This window comes from Aequorivita sediminis, from assembly GCF_032080575.2.
Lineage (GTDB): Bacteria > Bacteroidota > Bacteroidia > Flavobacteriales > Flavobacteriaceae > Aequorivita > Aequorivita sediminis.
This window is the reverse complement of record NZ_JAVLSO020000003.1, coordinates 304,905-325,277: the sequence shown is the minus strand read 5'-3', so window position 1 is coordinate 325,277 and position 20,373 is coordinate 304,905. Positions and strand designations below refer to the sequence as shown.

General features: G+C 33.8%; 21 protein-coding genes. 18 read left to right on the top strand and 3 right to left on the bottom strand.

Annotated elements, in window-relative coordinates; translation table 11 throughout:
• The first annotated feature begins 335 nt into the window (after positions 1-335).
• The 5 genes from RT250_RS07565 (at position 336) to RT250_RS07545 (ending at position 3,097) form a co-directional block, all read left to right on the top strand.
• Positions 336-1,049: a pirin family protein gene (locus tag RT250_RS07565; RefSeq protein WP_313113916.1), complete on the top strand. Its 714-nt coding sequence runs from the start codon at positions 336-338 to the stop codon at positions 1,047-1,049.
• A 26-nt stretch (positions 1,050-1,075) separates the two neighbouring features.
• Positions 1,076-1,357, top strand: coding sequence for a GNAT family N-acetyltransferase (locus RT250_RS07560; protein ID WP_313113603.1), 282 nt, complete (start codon positions 1,076-1,078; stop codon positions 1,355-1,357).
• A gap of 9 nt (positions 1,358-1,366) precedes the next feature.
• Complete coding sequence (locus RT250_RS07555) at positions 1,367-1,792, top strand: DoxX family protein (protein ID WP_313113601.1); 426 nt, start codon at positions 1,367-1,369, stop codon at positions 1,790-1,792.
• Between the two features lie 43 nt (positions 1,793-1,835).
• Positions 1,836-2,357 carry a YceI family protein gene (locus tag RT250_RS07550; protein ID WP_313113599.1) on the top strand — a complete coding sequence of 174 codons (522 nt, stop codon included), beginning with the start codon at positions 1,836-1,838 and terminating at the stop codon, positions 2,355-2,357.
• A 167-nt stretch (positions 2,358-2,524) separates the two neighbouring features.
• The gene (locus tag RT250_RS07545; protein WP_313113597.1) at positions 2,525-3,097 is read left to right on the top strand and encodes an MliC family protein; all 573 of its coding nucleotides are present in this window, start codon (positions 2,525-2,527) and stop codon (positions 3,095-3,097) included.
• 149 nt (positions 3,098-3,246) lie between these two features.
• Here the strand turns inward: RT250_RS07545 and RT250_RS07540 are convergent, their stop codons facing one another.
• Genes RT250_RS07540 through RT250_RS07530 form a run of 3 tightly spaced genes read right to left on the bottom strand, consistent with a single transcriptional unit; the run spans position 3,247 to position 6,954 of the window.
• Positions 3,247-4,251, bottom strand: coding sequence for an ABC transporter ATP-binding protein (locus tag RT250_RS07540; RefSeq protein ID WP_313113595.1), 1,005 nt, complete (start codon positions 4,249-4,251; stop codon positions 3,247-3,249).
• Between the two features lie 2 nt (positions 4,252-4,253).
• A complete protein-coding gene (locus RT250_RS07535; RefSeq protein WP_313113913.1) occupies positions 4,254-5,918 on the bottom strand; it encodes an ABC transporter permease in 1,665 nt (554 codons plus the stop codon).
• On the bottom strand, positions 5,899-6,954 hold the full coding sequence (locus tag RT250_RS07530; protein WP_313113593.1) for a Fe(3+) ABC transporter substrate-binding protein: 1,056 nt from the start codon (positions 6,952-6,954) through the stop codon (positions 5,899-5,901). Before RT250_RS07530 ends, RT250_RS07535 begins: the two co-directional genes overlap by 20 nt.
• Before the next feature lie 959 nt (positions 6,955-7,913).
• Between RT250_RS07530 and RT250_RS07525 the strand changes: the two genes are divergently transcribed.
• The 13 genes from RT250_RS07525 (at position 7,914) to RT250_RS07465 (ending at position 20,274) form a co-directional block, all read left to right on the top strand.
• Positions 7,914-8,372: a hypothetical protein gene (locus RT250_RS07525; protein ID WP_313113592.1), complete on the top strand. Its 459-nt coding sequence runs from the start codon at positions 7,914-7,916 to the stop codon at positions 8,370-8,372.
• 180 nt (positions 8,373-8,552) lie between these two features.
• Positions 8,553-9,131, top strand: coding sequence for a c-type cytochrome (locus tag RT250_RS07520; RefSeq protein WP_313113589.1), 579 nt, complete (start codon positions 8,553-8,555; stop codon positions 9,129-9,131).
• 3 nt (positions 9,132-9,134) lie between these two features.
• Positions 9,135-9,419, top strand: a complete 285-nt coding sequence (locus RT250_RS07515) for a c-type cytochrome (RefSeq protein WP_313113586.1) — start codon at positions 9,135-9,137, stop codon at positions 9,417-9,419.
• A 350-nt stretch (positions 9,420-9,769) separates the two neighbouring features.
• Positions 9,770-9,961 (top strand): cold-shock protein, encoded by a 192-nt coding sequence (locus RT250_RS07510; protein ID WP_139854717.1) that lies wholly within the window; start codon positions 9,770-9,772, stop codon positions 9,959-9,961.
• A gap of 628 nt (positions 9,962-10,589) precedes the next feature.
• Positions 10,590-11,480 carry a branched-chain amino acid transaminase gene (locus RT250_RS07505; RefSeq protein WP_313113582.1) on the top strand — a complete coding sequence of 297 codons (891 nt, stop codon included), beginning with the start codon at positions 10,590-10,592 and terminating at the stop codon, positions 11,478-11,480.
• The gene (ilvD, locus tag RT250_RS07500; protein WP_313113579.1) at positions 11,480-13,156 is read left to right on the top strand and encodes a dihydroxy-acid dehydratase; all 1,677 of its coding nucleotides are present in this window, start codon (positions 11,480-11,482) and stop codon (positions 13,154-13,156) included. Before RT250_RS07505 ends, ilvD begins: the two co-directional genes overlap by 1 nt.
• A gap of 17 nt (positions 13,157-13,173) precedes the next feature.
• On the top strand, positions 13,174-14,868 hold the full coding sequence (gene ilvB, locus RT250_RS07495) for a biosynthetic-type acetolactate synthase large subunit (RefSeq protein ID WP_313113577.1): 1,695 nt from the start codon (positions 13,174-13,176) through the stop codon (positions 14,866-14,868).
• 6 nt (positions 14,869-14,874) lie between these two features.
• Positions 14,875-15,402 carry an acetolactate synthase small subunit gene (ilvN, locus tag RT250_RS07490; protein WP_313113575.1) on the top strand — a complete coding sequence of 176 codons (528 nt, stop codon included), beginning with the start codon at positions 14,875-14,877 and terminating at the stop codon, positions 15,400-15,402.
• Positions 15,403-15,566: 164 nt separating this feature from the next.
• Positions 15,567-16,610 (top strand): ketol-acid reductoisomerase, encoded by a 1,044-nt coding sequence (ilvC, locus tag RT250_RS07485; protein WP_313113572.1) that lies wholly within the window; start codon positions 15,567-15,569, stop codon positions 16,608-16,610.
• The gene (gene ilvA, locus RT250_RS07480) at positions 16,610-17,854 is read left to right on the top strand and encodes a threonine ammonia-lyase IlvA (protein ID WP_313113571.1); all 1,245 of its coding nucleotides are present in this window, start codon (positions 16,610-16,612) and stop codon (positions 17,852-17,854) included. Before ilvC ends, ilvA begins: the two co-directional genes overlap by 1 nt.
• A gap of 141 nt (positions 17,855-17,995) precedes the next feature.
• Positions 17,996-18,913, top strand: a complete 918-nt coding sequence (locus tag RT250_RS07475) for a T9SS type A sorting domain-containing protein (protein ID WP_313113569.1) — start codon at positions 17,996-17,998, stop codon at positions 18,911-18,913.
• A gap of 259 nt (positions 18,914-19,172) precedes the next feature.
• The gene (locus RT250_RS07470) at positions 19,173-19,841 is read left to right on the top strand and encodes a class I SAM-dependent methyltransferase (RefSeq protein ID WP_313113568.1); all 669 of its coding nucleotides are present in this window, start codon (positions 19,173-19,175) and stop codon (positions 19,839-19,841) included.
• A 136-nt stretch (positions 19,842-19,977) separates the two neighbouring features.
• Positions 19,978-20,274: a cupin domain-containing protein gene (locus tag RT250_RS07465; protein WP_313113565.1), complete on the top strand. Its 297-nt coding sequence runs from the start codon at positions 19,978-19,980 to the stop codon at positions 20,272-20,274.
• The last annotated feature ends 99 nt before the right edge of the window (positions 20,275-20,373 follow it).

The following is a 20,373-nucleotide window of genomic DNA, read 5'->3' as shown; positions in this document are numbered from 1 at the left end:
AAGTTGTAATTTGTAGTAAATAGACCATAGTATTTGTCAAATAGTGCCATTACAATTTTGTTTTTGTCTTTTTAAGGTAAATATCGGATTTTCATAAGTCTATCCCTTTTTTTCATATTCCCCACACTTATAAAGGGTTATATCTTTGTACCATACTTAAAGCAAATACTATGAATCGTAAAAAGTTTATAAAAAATGTTCTGTTAACAAGTGTCCTTGGTGCGATTGCTCCTCAAGCACTTAAAGCAGATGAAAACAATAATATAAAATCGACTTACGATAAATTGATGCAACAAGTAGGATTTAATCATTTACCAAATAAAAATATATATACTATGAATACAGTAATTCACAAAGCAGAAACAAGAGGACACGCTAATCACGGTTGGTTGAACTCACACCATACCTTTAGCTTCGCAAACTATCACAATCCAGAAAGAATGCACTTTGGTGTCTTACGCGTTTTAAACGATGATACCGTAGCAGCTGGAATGGGATTTGGAACTCACCCGCATGACAATATGGAAATTATATCTATACCATTAGAAGGTGATTTAGAGCATAAAGACAGTATGGGGAACGTGGCGGTAATTAAAGAAGGAGATGTTCAAGTATTAAGTGCTGGAACTGGAATCACCCACTCTGAAAACAATAAGAATAAAGATAAGGAGGTAAAGTTTCTTCAGATTTGGGTTTTCCCAAAAGAAAGGGAAGTAAAACCTAGATATGATCAAATTTCAACTAGAGATATTGCAAAGGAGAATGAATTTTACCAAGTACTTTCACCTAATAAAGACGACCAAGGAGTTTGGATCAATCAAGATGCTTGGTTCCACATTGGAAAATTTGAAAAAGGAAAATCTAAAGAGTACAAGATTAAAAGAGAAGGAAATGGTGTTTATGCCTTCATTTTAGAAGGTGAAGTAGAAATTAATGGTGAAAAACTTTCTAAAAGAGATGGAATGGGAGTTTGGGATACAGACGGCATTAATGTAAAAGCAACAGAGGATACCCGTGTATTGCTTATGGACGTACCAATGACAATGTAATAACTAACTGTCTAGATTTTAAAAGCATGGAAATTACAATTAAAGAATTAGAAAATAAGGGTTATGCTATGGCTCGAGAAGGTGATGAAAGAGCTGGATTGATGACGTATTCTGTAGCAGGAGAAAATCACATTATCATCGACCATACCGAAGTGGATCCAAAGTTTAAAGGAAAAAACATAGGTAAGCAGTTGCTCCATAATATTGTAAAAATGGCTAGGGAGAAAAACATAAAAATTACGCCTTTGTGTCCATTTGCTGCAGCAATGTTTAAGAAGATAGAAGATATTCAGGACGTATTAAGATAATTATAAAAGATGCAGGCAATTTTTAAAAAATCATTAAATTCAGGATTTACTAATACAAATATCAGTATAGCATTATTAGTACTAAGAGTAGTAGGAGGTGCTTTTATGTTAACACATGGTTTAGGAAAGTTTGAAGCTTTTTTTAGTGGAGAACCAATTCAATTCAGAGATCCTATAGGTATAGGAGCATCGGCATCCCTAGCACTAGCCGTTTTTGCAGAGGTATTATGTGCTATTCCATTAATGATTGGATTAGGTACTAGACTTGCAGCAATCCCATTAGCTATTACCATGTTCGTTGCAGCATTTATAGTACATGCTAATGATGGCTTCGGTAGACAAGAGTTGCCTCTTCTTTATGCTGCAATATATATATCCATAGCATTAATCGGCGCAGGGAAGTATTCGTTAGATCACTGGATATCGAAAAAGTGAACAGATTAACCAAAATGAATTAATAATTTTAAAATATAATAATATGAGTAAGAACACAAATTGGTCTTTAGACAACGCACATTCAGAAATAGCTTTTAAAGTTAAGCATATGATGATTTCAACCGTGACAGGACACTTCGAAGATTTTGAAGCAACTGCTAAAACGGATGGTGACGACTTTAAAAATGCAGAATTTACATTTACAGCAAAAACAGCATCTATCAACACAAAAAATAAAGATAGAGATACACATTTAAGATCGGACGATTTCTTCAATTCTGAGGAATTTCCAGAGTTGAAATTCGTTTCAAAATCATTTGATGGTGATAAATTAGTAGGTGATTTAACTATAAGAGACGTTACAAAAGAAGTTGTTCTGGATGCAGATTTAAATGGTGTCGCTGTAGATCCTTACGGACAAACAAAAGCTGGATTTGAAATGACTGGTACTATTAACAGAAAAGATTTCAATTTAACTTGGAGCGCTGTTACTGAAGCGGGAAGTATTGTTGTTTCTGACAAAGTAAAGATGGTTGTAGATGTACAATTTACAAAACAATCTTAAATTATAAATAGATTAAATATTAATTAAGTTAACCTAAACGGTCAGGTATCAAACTCTGACCGTTTTTTATTTTATCAAAAATACATTATAGAATTGCGTTGTTTTTGCAGAGTATTTGCAACCTATATTAGCAGAAATAAAACTTAATTCTAAAAATTAAATATAAAATGACTAAGAATATTTTAACAATCACCATGCTTTCAGCATTGGTTTTAAGCTCTTGTAAAGACACGCGTCAACAGGATAATGTTGAAGTAAATGACACCGTTGAGCAAGTTTCGGATGATTTTGTTACTACAACGACTGTAAACAAAGATGGTGAGGAATTAGAAATTGTATTTAATAATACAAAAGGAACGGCAACTCTTGTTTTTGATGGAGAAACGATTGAATTTCAACAAGAAAAATCGGCATCTGGATTTTGGTACAAAAATGAAAACTATGAGTTAAGAGGAAAAGGTAATGATATCCAATTAAAAAAAGGGGATGAAGTTGTTTTCGAACACCAAGATGATATCGTACATTCTTCTTTAAAGGATGATAAAGGCCAGACATTAGATTTAACTTTCAACAATACCGAAGGAACGGCTAAAGCTTACCTTAATGGTGGAGAACAAATCGACCTAGTTGCCGAGAAAGCAGCATCTGGAATTTGGTATAAAAACGACACTTATGAATTGAGAGGGAAAGGTGAAAAATTGGAATTAACTAAAAACGGTGAAACTGTTTTTAAGAATTAAATTAAATTCTCTTCTAGAGTATAACTAAAAAACGGTTTGAGTTTAACTCAGACCGTTTTTGTGTTTAACAAATACTATTAAGACACTCTATGAGAAACCCCAAAATAGGAATTTAAAAATAATTGATTTAAACTCGAAGAACATTATAATTACTCCTGTTCAAATTCTAAAATATCTTTAGAATTAAATCCTACATAAATAGTATCTGCAACATTTTTATCTTGAGTCATTACAGTTAGTTGCTCCCCCGAATCAAGTTTTAAAACCAATTGTGTGGAATCACCTAATTGAATTTTTTTGATTACTTGGGCAGCTGTAATGTATTCACAATCGGCTTCGGCAGAGGAGGGGCTTACTATAATTTTCTCGTTGCGAATAGCGTGACAGCAATCTTGTTTTAAAGGACACCGGAAAGCATTCTGTAAATTCTTATTGATATGTACAGTACTTCCAAACAAAGATGCTACGTATAGCGTACTAGGTTTAACATATAAATTTGACGCTACATCTTTTTGAATTACTTTTCCCTTCTGAAGAATTAAAATCTCATCAGCAACCGAAAGGGCATCTTGGGTATCGTGGGTAACAAATAACACTGTCACTTCTGTTTTTTTAATAATTTCAAATACCTCGTTTCTCAATTGAGTACGCAACATGGTATCGAGATTACTAAAAGGCTCGTCTAATATTAACAACGAAGGTTCTGGCGCTAGTGCTCTTGCTAAAGCTACACGCTGCTGTTGTCCTCCAGATAATTGATGCGGGTAACGTTTCCCCATATCACTTAAACCGACCAAATCGAGCATCTCTTGTGCTTTCTTCTTTTTGTTTCTTACTTTGGAAATGCCGTATAAAACATTTTCCAATATTGTTAAGTGTGGAAACAGTGCATATTCTTGGAATACCAATCCAATTTTTCTTTTCTCGGGTTGTACAAACTTATTTAGAGAAGCAATGATTTTATCATTCATTGCTATACTCCCGTGGTCTGGTCTTTCAAGACCTGCAATTAACCGCACTAAGGTAGTTTTACCACTTCCGCTCTCTCCAACTATGGCGCATACCTGTCCAGCTTTCAAATTGAAAGAAACATTCTCAAGGGCATAAGATTTACCTTTGTCAAAGCTTTTAGAAAGAGAGTTTATTGTTAGCATGTTTATTTTTTAATCAGTAATTTATTTAAAAAAATCACAGGAATCATAGCTGTAAAGATAATGAAAAGAGAAGGGATAGAGGCCTCCATCACCATCTCATCACTAGCGTATTCAAAAGCTTTTACCGCTAAAGTGTCTATATGATAGGGTTTTAGTATTAATGTTAAAGGTAACTCTTTCATTACATCTATAAAAACCAATATTATAGCGCTAAAGACTCCCGTCTTTATCAAAGGAAAATCAATTTTAAAAAAGGTTCTTATGTTTCCAACGCCTAAAACTTTTGATGAATCTGGAATGGAATTATCAACCTTTAACGCTGTTGAATCTATCGGATTATAGGCAACGGCTAAGAAACGAACTGCATAAGCGTATAGTAACGCAAGCAATGTACCGTTGATGATTAGTCCAGTATCTATTCCAAATTTACCCAATATATTAACTAACCATTTGTCTAAAGCTAAAGTTGGAATCATTATTCCTATAGCAATTACCGCACCTGGAATAGCATAGCCTAAAACTCCAATTCTAGAAACATTTTTAATTGTACTAAGCGTACTCCATTTTGAAAAATAAATAAGAATTAAAGCAAATAAAACAGTAATTATAGCCGAGGTAAAAGCAATAGCAAAGCTTTGAAGCGAAATCATAACGAATTCCATGTTAAATACTGTAGAAGCTGTAATAATCGCCCAATATATCAATTGGGCTACTGGTAAGATAAAACCTAAAAGAATAGGGAGAAACACAACAAAAAATATCAACCACTGTACTGCTCCTTTGGCCTTGTTTCGCTGAATTTGAGTGCTATTAGTTTTTGAAGATGTAAATTTTATCTTTCTTACCTGCCATTTTTCAAAAAGAATTAATGCGAAAATAAAACATATTAATAAAGCCGATAAGTAGACTGCTGTCTGGGGTTCTTCCAACGAAAACCAAGATCTAAATATACCAGTGGTAAAGGTATTTACACCATAGTATTTGGCTGCCCCATAATCATTGAGCACCTCCATTAATACTAAAACTAAACCAGCAACTATAGCAGGGCGGGCGAGGGGTAGCATCAATTTGAAAAATGTTTTACGCTCTCCAACCCCTAGCATTTTAGAGGCTTCTAATAGGTTGTTAGCTTGGTTTAAGAAAAAAGCCCGTGCGCTTACGTAAACGTACGGAAATAAGGAAATACTCAATACAAAAGCAAGCCCAGCTCTGTTCATAATATCGATACGGATAAACTCCAAACCAAGTTGGCGGAATAACAAATCCAAACTTCCACCATAGTCGAAAATGCCAGCGTAAGCATAACCCACAATATAAGAAGGAATCGCCAACGGTAATATAAGCAACCATTCCATTTGCTTTCGGAAAAAAAAATCGTAACGCGAAACAAACCACGCTGACGAAACTCCAAAAGTCAAAACTAGAATGCTACATATAACTACGAGATACAAAGAGTTCCATATATAGTCGGGTAAAAGGTATTCTACTATATGTCCCCAAGTTTCCCCAGGACCAGAAAATAGCTCTACACCAATGAATATAATGGGTAAGGCCAAGAAAAAAACAATGGCCAGTGTAAATACTGACCATTTGTTTACATCTCTTTTTAGCCTTTTAATTCTCGTTCTTAAAGAGAAAGCTTCGTTATTATTTCCACCCTGCTGCATCAAAGATCAATACCGCTTTTTTGTTGTTTTCACCTAGTTTATTTAAGCTTAAATTATCTTCTTTAAAATCTCCCCAAGCTTTAATATCATTAACAGGCTCTACGCTTTCTAATACTGGATATTCATAATTGGCCTCAGTAAACACTTGTTGCGCATCCTGGCTAATTAGAAACTCGATAAACTTAACTGCATTTTCTTTATTTGGGGCATATTTAGCAACTCCAGCACCGCTTACGTTTATATGTGTTCCTCTATCGCTTTGATTTGGAAAAAATAAACCAATTTGCTGCGCTGTTTTAACTTCTTCTGCATCAGGAGAGTTTAGCATTTTACCAATATAATATGAGTTTACTATAGCTAAATCGCCTTCCCCAGCCACTACAGCTTTCACTTGATCTCTATCTGATCCTTTTGGAGAACGTGCCATATTTGCAACAATTCCTTCGGCCCAAGTTTGTGCAGCTTCTTCACCGTTATTAGCTATTAGAGATGCTAATAAAGACTGGTTGTAAATGTTTGATGAAGATCTAACCAATATTTTTCCTTTCCATTTTTTATTTACTAAATCCTCGTAAGTAGAAAGATCTTCAGGTTTCACTCTATCTTTGGCATACGCAATAATTCTCGCTCTCTTGGTTAGTCCGAACCACTGATTATCGACATCTTGTAAATGCGCCGGAATTGTATTTTCTAGAATTTCAGAATCAATACTCTGAAGCAAACCTTCCCCTTTAGCACGACTTAATCTCCCGGCATCCACAGTTATTAATACATCGGCAGGAGATTGCTTTCCTTCCATCTTCATTTTCTGAATTAGCTCATCTGCACTTGCATTAATCACCTTTACCTTAATGCCCGTTTTTTCTTCGAACATTTTGAAGATATCTTGGTCCGGCTCATAATGACGATGGGTGTAAACATTTACAACTTGATCTTTTAAAGATTCTTTTGTTGCAGAATTTTCATTCTTTTTGTTGTCGTTTCCACAGGCAACTAGCAAGGAAATAGTTGCTACTGCTAAAAGTATTTTTTTCATAGGTTTTTTTTTCGAAGTGCAAATATAATAATTTAGAACCGATATAAATAGAACATACTGCATCATTATTCATTATAATTTCTACTTGTTGATAATGAGTGCGAAGTGGGGGTGTTTCTTAATCTATTAATCCAAAAGAAAGGTAAATTAAGTGTTTTTTGAATTCTTTCTACAATTAGGAAAACCTCAGGATTCTCTCAAAAAATTAAATGCTATATTTAGAAAGTAATACCAAATTTTTTTAAAATTTAATTAAATAAATTCACACATATTGCCAGTAAAAATCCTTAAAATCCTCTTTTACCTATTTACATTATTTGTTTTAATAATCACATTGAACTTACTTTTAGATTTTAGACTTCGTGGTAATCATTTCTTAACTGATACCTATAGAGAGATCAACTTACTAACAACATTTATAACTCTCTCATTTATGACGGGAATTACAAGTGTGATTTTACTCGTTTTAAAATGGATTAAAGATGATAAATTAGAACTCTATTTGATTTCATTTTTGATAACAAATATTATTTTAGTTGTAGGAATTACCCTTTTAATTTTTATGTAGTTATAACTATTTTGATATTAAATAATAGCTTTTAGAATTTTAAATTTTTACACCCTTCTTCAGGCGGATAAAAATTTAAATGAATCGATGTCTTAATATGACCCTCGTTCAAGCTATCTAATTTTTCATTAGAAGTATAATGCCAATTCTTAAATATTTATCTTATAACTAATTCACAATTCAATTAAAAGTAATATTCAACTTCCTTGTAGACACTGTCAGAAAGATTGCATATTTTCTGATATAGTGAGTTATTTAATTCTTTTGTTAATACTTTTTAAATGAATCACTTTGATAGTTTAATTCCTTGTAAATTAGTTCGAAATCAATAAAGGTTTCTTTTGATATAAGATTTAACCTTTTTTAAACAAATCAAACATAAAATAAAGTAATGAAGGCGAAAATAATAGTATTACCATTTCTGCTATTAACTTTAATGGCATGTAATAATAATAGAAGTTCTGATACAATTTCACAAAATCGAATTGACAGTTTACAGTTTCAAAATGACTCATTAATGGAGGTACTAACAGCGCGCAAAGATGATACAGATAGCACTGATTCGCCACAATGGTATTATCCAGAAACAGATTCGAGAAAACTTTTAGAGCAAGGGGTAGAGGATCCCAGAAATTACATTAAAAATGCGCTTAGAGAAAATAAAGATCTAATTCCAATGGATGCAGTATTAGGAGGGACTATGCATTATAATAATATTCAACTCTTAGGAGACAAATGGATAATTGCAGATTTTGAAGATGGACACGTGTACGGGAAGGCTATTTTAGAATACTCCTTGTTAGAAGATGATAAATTATCCTTTAAGATAATAGCACTAAGCGAGAATTAAACTTATTTGATTTAAAAATTTAGTAGAACGTTACCTTATCAAAATATAACCAAACTTTAAATCCTTAACCTTTTGAGAAAAACGACTAATTACAATAAACAATAATTAAAAAGAAAAGAAATAAAACGACAGTTAGGCACGCTCTCTAAATCTCTTTTATTCTTTATTGTAGCTATTTTATTGGTATTTACAGGTGTTTTAGTTTACGTTAATAAACCAGAGGTCTTTTCATTTTTAAATAACGAAGAATTAAAATGGCAACCTAAAGATGTAGATAAAGAAATGGACCTTGGGTTTATTTCTAAGGAAATACAATATGGATATCAACTTTTATCAGAAACTCAAAAGCATTTAGGACCTCAGGCTGAAGATTCAACTATGAGAATTTCAAGTAACAATCTTTCCTGTACAAGTTGTCACCTACAGTCTGGAAATCAAGCTAGATCTGCATCATGGGCTGGAGTTACTAGTCGTTACCCCACTTTTCGTGGTCGGTCAAACGCGGTTGGAACTATTGAAGATAGAATTAACGGATGCTTCGAGCGTAGTATGAATGGTAAAAAGTTAGATAAAGAAACACGAGAAATGAAAGCAATGGTTGCCTACGTGGATTGGCTCGGAGAGGGGATGCCTAAGAATATAATGGATGATTACAAAGGTTATACTACAATTGAAATTCCAAATGAAGCCGTTGACTTAGAATACGGAAAGGAAATTTATAATAAGCAATGCATGGTTTGTCTTCAAGGGAATGGTTAAGAAGTGAAAAAAGCTGATTTTAGTTTGGGTTATGAATTCCCTCCATTGTGGGGTGATGATAGTTATAACGATGTAGCAGGAATGCATCGTGTATTAACCGCGGCAGGTTTTATAAAGGCAAATATGCCTTTTGAAGAAGCTTCAAGAGATAATCCAAAACTAAGTGATAAAGAAGCATATCATGTTGCTTGGTACATAAATAGTAAGCCCCGACCAGCTAAGAGTAATAAAGAAAATGATTTCCCTGATGTAAAATTAAAACCAGTATCTACACCTTATGGACCGTGAGCCAATGATTTTTCACCAGAGCAACATAAATTTGGAGCCTTTCCTCCAATTATAGCATATTATAAAGAGAAATATAATTTAACTAAATCAAAATAAATATATATAATTGATAAATAATTAGGTGGGTGTGGAAAAGGGGGGTATTTTTGCAGCTCAATAAAACACCTACATAGTTTTAGTATTTAGAGCAATTAGTATATTTCGAGTTTTTACTCTTCTTTCCAATTAAATTTTTACAATTACTTTTTAATAGTGTTTACTTATCCAAAATGCAGAGTGCATTTTAGTTAACACAAGTTTTATCAGGATGTTTATTGTAAAAATTAATAACAATTTAAAATTAAATTAAAATGCAAGAAGGTACAGTAAAATTTTTCGACGAGATTAAAGGATTCGGATTTATTACATTAGAATCAGGTGAAGAAATTTTTGTTCACAATTCAGGTTTAACTCACGAAATTAGAGAAAACGATAAAGTTTCTTTTGATACACAAGAAGGAAGAAAAGGTTTAAACGCCATTAACGTAGAAGTTTTAGACTAAAATTTATATACTATCTTAACGATAGAATAATTAAGTACAAAGGGAGATCATTTATATGGTCTCCTTTTTTTTTGTTTGAAACATTTTTACAAATATAAATTTTGAAAACTGAAATATTTATCTACATTTGTCACGCAATTAAAAAGCAACTATGAACAATCTAAATATTATTTCTTCTATTATTATTGGAAATGTGAATATCACATCTGCAACGGGAAGGTTATAATATACATTCATTATATTTAAAAAGCCTCTCGAGAAATCAGGAGGCTTTTTTTATTACTTAAAACGAAATGACAACACATACAAACATTATTATTTTCAGCATTATTATTCGCTCTCGAGAGTGAGAATTGCTGGTATCTAAAATACTAAGCCTTTCTCATTCATTTGAGAAAGGCTTTTTTTGTTTTAACGCATAACAATATATAAGAAAACTAAAATTTAAAAATACACAGAACCAAATTTCAACACACAGCATGACAACCTTAACTAATATTATTATCAGCATTATTATTATTTGCTCCACGGAGTGAGAAATGCTGCTTTACCTATTTCTAAGCCTTTCTCATTCACTTTGAGAAAGGCTTTTTTTTTTACCAAAAATTAAAATTAAAAATCACATAAAATGTATTACAACGAAAACACAGTTATTTATCTAGATGAACAATTCGTAAAGGTCAATGAAGCTTCAACCGACTTATACAGTCAAACAATGCACTATGGTTATGGTGTTTTTGAAGGTATTCGCGCATATGCCACAGCAGATGGCACAAGTATTTTCAAGGCAAAAGAGCATTATGACCGATTAAAAAATTCAGCAGAATTAATTAATATTCCTTTTAATCATGAAGTTCAAGATTTAATAGATGCCACTTATGATTTATTAGAAAAAAATAATTTAACCGATGCTTATGTTCGACCATTAGTTTTTTGTGATCCGAATATGTCACTCGCTAGACCTAATAAAGTTTCAGTTATGATTTGCGCTTGGGAGTGGGGAGCTTATTTAGGAGATAAACAATTGCGTTTAACAGTATCCTCTTATTGTCGTCCGCATCCACGATCTATAAAAATTGATGCTAAAGTTTGCGGACATTACGTAAACTCAATTCTTGCAACCAACGAAGCAAAAGACAAGGGATTCGATGAAGCATTATTATTAGATAGCGATGGTTATTTAGCTGAAGGACCTGGAGCTAATTTATTCTTCGAAAAAGATGGTGTTTTATACACCCCTCAATTAGGAAATATTCTTCCGGGAATTACACGTGCAACCGTATTGGAATTAGCAGAAGATTTAGGAATTGAAGTGAAACTAGGACTCTTTACTCCTGAAGTATTGGCTGAAGCAGATAGTGCTTTTTATTGTGGAACTGCAGCTGAAGTAATAGGGATTGCTTCGGTTGATGAGAGAGAGTTTCCACTGAATTGGAATGATTCACTTGGTAAAAAATTACAAGAAGCCTATTCAAAATTGGTAAGGACATCTCATAAAACTTTAAGTTCAGTTTACTAATGAATACACTTAACAAATACAGCAAAACCATAACGCAAGACGAGTCGCAACCTGCTGCACAAGCAATGCTCTACGGTATCGGACTTACAGAGGAAGATATGCAAAAAGCTCAAGTAGGGATTGTAAGTACCGGGTATGAGGGTAATACTTGCAATATGCATCTAAACGATCTTGCAAAAGCCGTGAAATTTGGAGTTAAAGCAGAGAATTTAGTCGGATTAATTTTCAATACTATTGGCGTAAGTGATGGGATTTCAAATGGAACAGACGGGATGCGATTCTCTTTGGTTTCACGAGACGTTATAGCAGATTCAATAGAAACGGTGGTGAGTGCACAATGGTACGACGCAGTCTTAGCTGTTGTAGGATGTGATAAAAATATGCCAGGTTCTGTTATGGCAATGGGAAGATTGAATCGTCCATCTATAATGATTTACGGTGGAAGTATTCATTCAGGGAAATGGAAGGGCGAATCTTTAAATATAGTTTCAGCATTTGAAGCATTAGGAAAGAAATTTAATAACACCATAACTCCAGAAGACTTTAAAGGTGTAATACAAAATGCTTGTCCGGGAGCTGGAGCCTGTGGTGGGATGTACACTGCCAACACTATGGCTTCGGCTATAGAGGCTTTGGGAATGAGTTTGCCCTATAGTTCATCAAACCCTGCTTTAAGTGAAGAAAAAAACCAAGAGTGCTTAGATGCGGGAAAAGCGATTAGAATTTTACTAGAAAAAGATATCAAACCAAGAGATATAATGACCAAAAAAGCATTCGAAAATGCAATAACAATGGTAACTGTGCTCGGTGGCTCTACCAATGCCGTTCTTCATTTGATAGCTATGGCACATTCAGTAGATATCGAACTAACCTTAAATGATTTTCAGAGAATAAGTGATAAAATTCCAGTTTTGGCTGATTTAAAACCAAGTGGGAAATATTTAATGGAGGATTTACATGCTGTGGGAGGGGTACCAGCAGTGATGAAATATTTATTGGCAAATAATTTATTGCACGGCGATTGCTTGACTGTTACAGGAAAAACAGTCGCTGAAAATCTAGCGGATGTTTCAGATTTAACTTCGGGTCAGGATGTTTTTCATTCCTTAACTAATCCCTTAAAGCCTACGGGACACTTACAAATTCTTTTCGGAAATCTCGCATCGCAAGGATCTGTAGCAAAAATCAGCGGGAATGAAGGGGATTATTTTGAAGGAACAGCCAAAGTTTATGACGATGAATATGCAGCTATTACAGGTATAAAAATGGGAGAAGTAGAAAGTGGTAATGTAGTAGTAATCCGTTTTTGCGGTCCAAAGGGTGGTCCTGGTATGCCTGAGATGTTAAAACCAACTTCTGCTATTATGGGTGCAGGATTAGGAAAAGATGTGGCATTAATTACCGACGGAAGATTTTCAGGAGGCACACATGGATTTGTAGTTGGCCATATAACCCCTGAAGCCTATGATGGAGGAACTATTGCTTTAATAATGGATGGAGACACTATTACTATTGATACAAAAAATAATACACTTTTTTTAAAAGTAAGTGAAGAGGAGTTATCTAAACGAATGGCAGAATGGAAACGTCCAAACCTAAAAGCAACTAAAGGAGTTTTATACAAATATGCCAAATGTGTTTCATGTGCTTCAACAGGATGTGTAACGGATTTCTAATTAATAAATTAAGAAAAATGAATTTAACAAAATTAACAGGGGCGCAGGCTGTAATAAAATCGTTACTAGCCGAGCAAGTTGATACGATTTTCGGTTATCCAGGAGGAGCTATTATGCCGATATATGATGCTTTGTATGATTATGAAGGTACGGTGAATCATATTTTAGTGCGTCACGAACAAGGCGCAATTCACGCAGCACAAGGATACGCACGAACCTCAGGAAAAACAGGTGTTGTTTTCGCAACATCTGGACCTGGAGCTACCAATTTAATAACAGGATTAGCCGATGCAATGATAGACTCAACTCCTTTGGTTTGTATTACAGGACAAGTGGCTTCACATCTTTTGGGAACGGATGCGTTTCAAGAAACTGATGTAGTGGGTATCTCAATGCCAATAACCAAATGGAATTGCCAAGTAACTAAAGCCGAAGACATTCCTGCGGCAATTGCCAAAGCATTTTATATCGCCCAATCTGGCCGTCATGGTCCTGTATTAATAGATATAACCAAGGATGCGCAGTTTAGCGAAACAGACTTTAACTATAAAAAATGTACAAATATTCGTAGCTATTATCCTAGGCCCAAGTTAAATAAATCAATTGCTATAAAAGCCGCAAAACTAATAAATGAAGCCAAAAAACCTTATTTACTTGTCGGTCAAGGAATTATGTTGTCTAATGCAGAAGAAGAATTGCTGGAATTTGCTGAAAAGTCTGGAATTCCAGTGGCGTCCACTCTTTTGGGGTTAGGAGCATTTCCTAACAATCATCCACAATACGTCGGATTTTTAGGGATGCACGGTGATTATGCTCCTAATATTAAAACAAATGAATGCGATGTGTTAATTGCTATCGGAATGCGCTTCGACGATAGAGTTACTGGCGATGTGTCAAGGTATGCTAAGCAAGCCAAAGTTGTTCATGTAGATATCGATGCCGCCGAGTTGAATAAAATCATAAAAGCAGATGTAGCTGTACATTCCGATGCTAAAGAAGCCTTAAGTATATTAACCGATTTGGTTGTCGCAAAACAACATACATCTTGGTTACAAGAGTTTAAAGATGCCAAAAAAGTAGAAGTGGAAACGCTTAAGGAAAGTGCTAAAGAACTTCACTCAGAAGAATTAAAAATGGATGAAGTGGTTAAAATGCTATCAGAATTAACCAATGGAGAAGCAGTTATAGTTACCGATGTCGGGCAACATCAAATGATGACGGCTAGGTATTATCAATACAATAAAACTAAAAGCAACGTAACCTCTGGTGGATTAGGAACTATGGGCTTTGCCCTTCCTGCGGCTATAGGAGCAAAATTTGGCGCACCGGCTAAACACGTGGTAGCGATAATCGGGGATGGTGGTTTTCAAATGACGTTACAAGAATTAGGTACCATTATGCAAAGTGATGTCAATCTAAAAGTAATCATTTTAAACAATCGTTTTTTAGGAATGGTGCGGCAATGGCAACAAATGTTTTTTGAAAAACGCTATTCCTTCACAAATATGATAAGTCCAGACTTTGTAGCACTTTCTCAGGCTTATAGTATTAAAGCGAGTAAAGTTGAAGCTAGAGAAAGTTTAAAAACAGAATTATTAAAAATGCTAAATCACAACGGATCTTACTTATTGGAAGTAATTGTCGCAAAAGAAGAAAATGTCTTTCCAATGATGACCACTGGTGCCTCAGTTTCAGAAGTGCGATTAAACTAAAAAGAAATGGAAAAAACTTATACAGTATCAGTATTTACAGAGAATAGTATCGGGATGATGAATCGTGTCACGATAATTTTTACGCGTAGACATTTAAACATCGATAGTATTACAGCTTCAGAATCGGAGGTAAAAGGAGTTTTTCGATATACCATAGTTTTAAGAACAACTAGAGAGCAAATAGATAAAGTTATTGGGCAGTTGGAAAAATTAATCGATGTGTTTAAAGCCTTTGTACACGAAGATTCGGAAGTAGTACATCAAGAAATTGCCTTGTACAAAATTAAAACAGCAAGCTTAACCAATGGTGATGTTGAAAAGGTAATTCGCGAACATCATGCTAGAATACTAACTGTTGATCCACACTTTATGGTTATTGAAAAAACTGGGCACGTAACAGAAACACAACTGCTATTTGAAAATTTGAAACCTTATGGAGTACTTGAGTTTGCTCGTTCTGGAAGAGTGGCAGTTACTAAACCGATGAAAGAGTTTAGTACATATCTAAAAGAATTGGAGGAATCGAATAGCTAGAAAGAATGTTTAATAAAAATAAATAATAGTAGTAGCAAAAATAAAATTGTCAGGTCGAGCTTTTCGACTTCGCTCAAGATAAACTAAAGTTGAGCCCCAAATGACCTCTCGACTCCGCTCGAGGAGATATAAATAACAATTAACAAATAACAAATACAGAAAAAATGGCAAAAATAAATTTTGGAGGAGTACAAGAAAACGTAGTAAAAAGAGATGAATTTCCACTTGATAAGGCAAGAGAAGTATTAAAAAATGAAAGGGTAGCGGTAATTGGGTATGGGGTACAAGGTCCAGGACAAGCACTAAATTTAAAAGATAATGGAGTAAACGTAATTGTAGGACAACGTAGAGGTACTGGGAGTTGGAAAAAAGCCTTAGTAGATGGCTGGGAAGAAGGCAAAACATTATTTGAAGTTGAAGAAGCTTGTGAAAGGGCAACTGTTGTAATGAATTTACTTTCTGATGCTGGACAAATCCAGGCTTGGGAAGGGATAAAAAAACATTTAACTAAAGGTAAAGCGTTATATTTTTCTCATGGATTTGGTGTAACATTTCACGAGAAAACTGGCATAGTACCACCCAAAGATGTGGATGTGGTTTTAGTCGCACCAAAAGGCTCAGGAACTTCACTTAGAAGTTTGTTTTTAAACGGGCAGGGCTTAAACTCAAGCTTTGCAATATTTCAAGATGCAACAGGAAGGGCGAAAGAGAGAGCTTTAGCTTTAGGAATTGCAATTGGTTCTGGGTATTTATTTGAAACTACTTTTCAGAAAGAAGTTTATAGTGACTTAACTGGAGAGCGTGGAGTACTTATGGGAGCTGTGGCTGGAATTTTTGAAGCACAGTATAATGTTCTTCGTCAGCGCGGACATTCCCCAAGTGAAGCTTTTAATGAAACGGTAGAAGAATTCACTCAAAGTTTAATGCCTCTAATCGCTGATAACGGCATGGATTGGATGTTTGCAAATTGCTCCACTACTGCCCAACGTGGTGCGTTGGATTGGAAAGGAAAGTTTCGCGAAGCCACTGAACCAGTTTTAAATGAATTGTATGACAGTGTTGTTTCAGGAAAAGAAGCTGAGATAGTTATTGAAGCCAATAGCAAACCTGATTATCGCAAAAAATTGGAAGAAGAATTAAACGTGATAAAAAACAGCGAGTTGTGGCAAACCGGATTAGAAGTAAGAAAATTAAGACCAAAACAATAATGGAGCTATTAGAAAAAATATACGAAGCCAGAGAGCGTATAAAAAACATTGCGGTTCACACCCCATTAATGAAAAATGAAAACTTGAGCGATGAATTTTTTGCTCAGGTTTTCTTAAAACGAGAAGATTTGCAAGCTGTGCGTTCGTACAAATTGAGAGGAGCATACAACAAAATAGTTTCGTTAGCAGAAAAGGAAAAATTAAAAGGAGTAGTTTGTGCAAGTGCCGGAAATCATGCACAGGGAGTGGCTTATGCTTGTGATAAGCTAAATATAGGAGCAACGATTTTTATGCCTGTTACAACGCCTCTTCAAAAAACTAAACAAGTAAAACTATTTGGAAAAGATAAAGTTACAATAGTATTAAAAGGCGATACTTTTGATGAATCTTTTGAGGAAGCAAGTCGTTATTGTACAATGAACAATGCCATTTTTATTCATCCGTTTGATGATAAAAAAGTAATGGCAGGGCAGGGCACAATCGGTTTAGAATTATTGGATGACTCAAAAAGCGATATAGATTATTTATTTCTACCTATTGGAGGTGGAGGACTCGCTGCTGGTGTTAGCACAGTTTTTAAAAAATTGAGTCCGCAAACAAAAATTATAGGAGTAGAACCTGCTGGAGCTCCTTCTATGAAAAATTCCATTGAAAATAACACGAATACAACCCTAGAAGAGATAGATAAATTTGTTGATGGGGCTTCGGTTAAACGTGTAGGCGATAAAACTTTTAGAATTTGTAAAGACACTTTAGACGATATTATCCTTGTTCCTGAAGGGAAAATTTGCACAACTATACTGCGACTGTATAATGAGGAGGCTATAATTGTAGAACCTGCTGGGGCATTAACTATTTCTGCTCTTGATTTTTATAAAGATAAAATTAAAGGGAAAAATGTGGTTTGTGTGATAAGCGGTAGCAATAACGATATTACAAGAACCGAGGAGATAAAGGAGCGTTCACTATTACACGAAGGCTTGAAGCATTATTTCCTATTACAATTTCCACAACGTCCAGGAGCTTTAAGAGAATTTATGAATCATATTTTAGGCCCTAATGATGATATAGCCTATTTTCAATATTCGAAAAAAAACAACAAAGAAACTGGACCGGTGGTAGTAGGAATTGAATTGCAAAATAAGAAAGACTTATTACGCATTGAAGAAAAACTAAATTCCAAAAAATATACCTATCAATATCTAAATGGAAATAAAGACTTATTTACACACCTTATTATTTAAATCAAATTCTTAATCTAGAAATCTAAAACTTTAATTAAACAAACTTATTTGAATACTGTTAAAAGGTGAAATATCCCTTCTAACAATTTTAAGAGCAAATTAAAAAATATTAAGTTTGGCACCTAAATCAAAAAAAATATTATGGCAAAAATTTACACATTATTAGCATTAATATCATTACTCAACGTCTCTCTAATTAACGCTCAAGAATACTTTTCCTTCGAGGCTGAAGAGGGGTATACTTTAGGTAATATTGATGGACAGCAAGAATGGATAACTACAGGTCTAGGGAATGGTGAAAGAACAGAACTACAGGTAATTACAGATGAATTGGCCAAAGTTGGAGAAAGATCTTTAAAGATTAATTACGATCCACAAGCTTCATCGCAACCTCTACCTAATATGGGAGCATTCTACGCTTTAGACACACCCATGGATAAAACAAATTTTTCTATGAGTTATAGTATAAATGTTGCGAATCCACCAGGAGCTAACTCATCTGTTTTTGCATTAGAATGTGGAAGTATTGTGGACGAAAAATTAGTACTAGAAATATATTTTTCTTATGACGGAAGAATTTTAGTGTTAGAGAATGCAGGAAATGAATTTATTGTTACAGAAATTGGGAATTGGCAAGAAGATACTTGGTATGATGTTGCAATTTCTGGAGAGGGAGAAGTGGTATCTTACTACTTGAATGGAGAGCTAAAATACCAAGGTGCATTATTGTATAATATTGACGATTTAAGATTTGCACACGACAATTTTTCCGGAAGTGCATTTTTCGACGATATTTCAATAAACTATGCTCCTCTAGGAGTTCAAGATGTGAGTACTACTTCATGGAGTATTTATCCTAATCCAGTGCAAAATATATTAAACTTGAAAGGATTGGAAGAAACAAATAGCTTAACAATTTTTGATATTTCAGGTAAGAAGTTGGAGCAATACAATGAATTCACAAACCAAATTGATGTAAGTCATTTGAAAAATGGAATTTATTTGTTGCAGTTGGATACTCAAAATGGACCTGTTACAAAAAAGTTTATCAAAAAATAACCACGCCGATTAAATTTTGAATAGCGGGACTTAATCCTTCTAGATATATAGAAACCCGAAGTAAGATAGCTATTAGCGCCATCAATAAAATGAATTGCACTGTTAAATACCATTGTAATTTTGTTGATGGCGCTTTTTTTTATTGTGTAGGCCAAATTCTTTTAAACCTTAATATAGAAACTTTGAACTGCTTACAAATCAAATTTTATAGATTAAATTGGAGTTTTAAAAAGTAATATGCGGAATTAATCTCTCTATTTTGAAGAAGGAAAATAATAAAATAAAAAAACCATGGCCCACCAAAGCAGCCATGGCACAGGTATATGAAAAGAAGCTTTGGGGAGATAATAATACAGATTTTTATTCAGGAGAAGGTTCGCATCACCTTGATTTAGTAAATCCGTATATTGATGTGGTAACTTCATTTCTAAATTCATTTGAAAAACCTATAACCGTTTGTGATTTAGGTTGCGGTGATTTTAATATAGGGAAAGAACTATTTAAACACACTGAAAAATATATTGGAGTAGATATAGTTGATGCTTTAATAGCACGTAACAAATCACTTTTTAAAGCAGAAAACTTAGAATTTTATTGCTTAGACGCTGCCGTTGATAATTTACCTTTTGGTGATTGTGTGTTACTTAGGCAAGTACTACAGCATTTATCGAATTCGGAAGTACAACAAATTGTAAATAAGCTAGGCACTTATAAATATGTTGTTTTAACAGAACATCTACCACAAAGAAAATTTAAACCTAATAAAGATATAATATCAGGCCAGGGAATTAGGTTAAAAAAACAGAGTGGAATTAATTTACTGCTGCCGCCATTTAACATGAAAGTAAATGATGAAAAGCAATTATTAGCTATTCCATTAAAAGGCAGTTCAGGAGTTATAGTTACAACACTTTATAAATTATTTTAGATTGTAACAATAAATACTTGCATTTACAATTCTATTTAATTGTTACAAAATTCTTTATAGGTATAATAGATTTTAGTTGAAGCAGTTTAAATTAACTATCTTTAAGATATGTAATTTATACAAAAACCAATAGATTATGTCTAATGTAAGTAATCCTTTAGTAAAAGTTGTTGAAGAAGGTGAAAAATTTATAATAAAGCAGATGTCTGCAAATGATGGGCAATTATTACCAAAACATCAAGCTACAGACGAATCAATTGTGGTAGTAAGAAAAGGAGAGTGCAATATTGTTTTTTCAGAAAAGGAATATTATTTAAAACAGGGGGATAGTTTAATCATACCGCAAAACATTTGGCATCAAATTATAGTTATTCAAGACTTTCAAGCACTTCATATTATGCCTAAAAATATTCAATTCGAATTCACAAAATAAACCTCAGACAATGGAATTTTGGGTAGGTAGATAAAAATAGTTTCTTCAAATAATTATAAATCGTCTAGTAAACCTATTTTTACCCTTTTATTATCTAAA

Bases quoted from the DNA above. Each gene is read 5' to 3' on its own strand.
- RT250_RS07565 (WP_313113916.1), top strand. From the start codon at position 336: ATGAATACAGTAATTCACAAAGCAGAAACAAGAGGACACGCTAATCAC.
- RT250_RS07560 (WP_313113603.1), top strand. From the start codon at position 1,076: ATGGAAATTACAATTAAAGAATTAGAAAATAAGGGTTATGCTATGGCT.
- RT250_RS07555 (WP_313113601.1), top strand. From the start codon at position 1,367: ATGCAGGCAATTTTTAAAAAATCATTAAATTCAGGATTTACTAATACA.
- RT250_RS07550 (WP_313113599.1), top strand. From the start codon at position 1,836: ATGAGTAAGAACACAAATTGGTCTTTAGACAACGCACATTCAGAAATA.
- RT250_RS07545 (WP_313113597.1), top strand. From the start codon at position 2,525: ATGACTAAGAATATTTTAACAATCACCATGCTTTCAGCATTGGTTTTA.
- RT250_RS07540 (WP_313113595.1), bottom strand. From the start codon at position 4,251: ATGCTAACAATAAACTCTCTTTCTAAAAGCTTTGACAAAGGTAAATCT.
- RT250_RS07535 (WP_313113913.1), bottom strand. From the start codon at position 5,918: ATGCAGCAGGGTGGAAATAATAACGAAGCTTTCTCTTTAAGAACGAGA.
- RT250_RS07530 (WP_313113593.1), bottom strand. From the start codon at position 6,954: ATGAAAAAAATACTTTTAGCAGTAGCAACTATTTCCTTGCTAGTTGCC.
- RT250_RS07525 (WP_313113592.1), top strand. From the start codon at position 7,914: ATGAAGGCGAAAATAATAGTATTACCATTTCTGCTATTAACTTTAATG.
- RT250_RS07510 (WP_139854717.1), top strand. From the start codon at position 9,770: ATGCAAGAAGGTACAGTAAAATTTTTCGACGAGATTAAAGGATTCGGA.
- RT250_RS07505 (WP_313113582.1), top strand. From the start codon at position 10,590: ATGTATTACAACGAAAACACAGTTATTTATCTAGATGAACAATTCGTA.
- ilvD (WP_313113579.1), top strand. From the start codon at position 11,480: ATGAATACACTTAACAAATACAGCAAAACCATAACGCAAGACGAGTCG.
- ilvB (WP_313113577.1), top strand. From the start codon at position 13,174: ATGAATTTAACAAAATTAACAGGGGCGCAGGCTGTAATAAAATCGTTA.
- ilvN (WP_313113575.1), top strand. From the start codon at position 14,875: ATGGAAAAAACTTATACAGTATCAGTATTTACAGAGAATAGTATCGGG.
- ilvC (WP_313113572.1), top strand. From the start codon at position 15,567: ATGGCAAAAATAAATTTTGGAGGAGTACAAGAAAACGTAGTAAAAAGA.
- ilvA (WP_313113571.1), top strand. From the start codon at position 16,610: ATGGAGCTATTAGAAAAAATATACGAAGCCAGAGAGCGTATAAAAAAC.
- RT250_RS07475 (WP_313113569.1), top strand. From the start codon at position 17,996: ATGGCAAAAATTTACACATTATTAGCATTAATATCATTACTCAACGTC.
- RT250_RS07465 (WP_313113565.1), top strand. From the start codon at position 19,978: ATGTCTAATGTAAGTAATCCTTTAGTAAAAGTTGTTGAAGAAGGTGAA.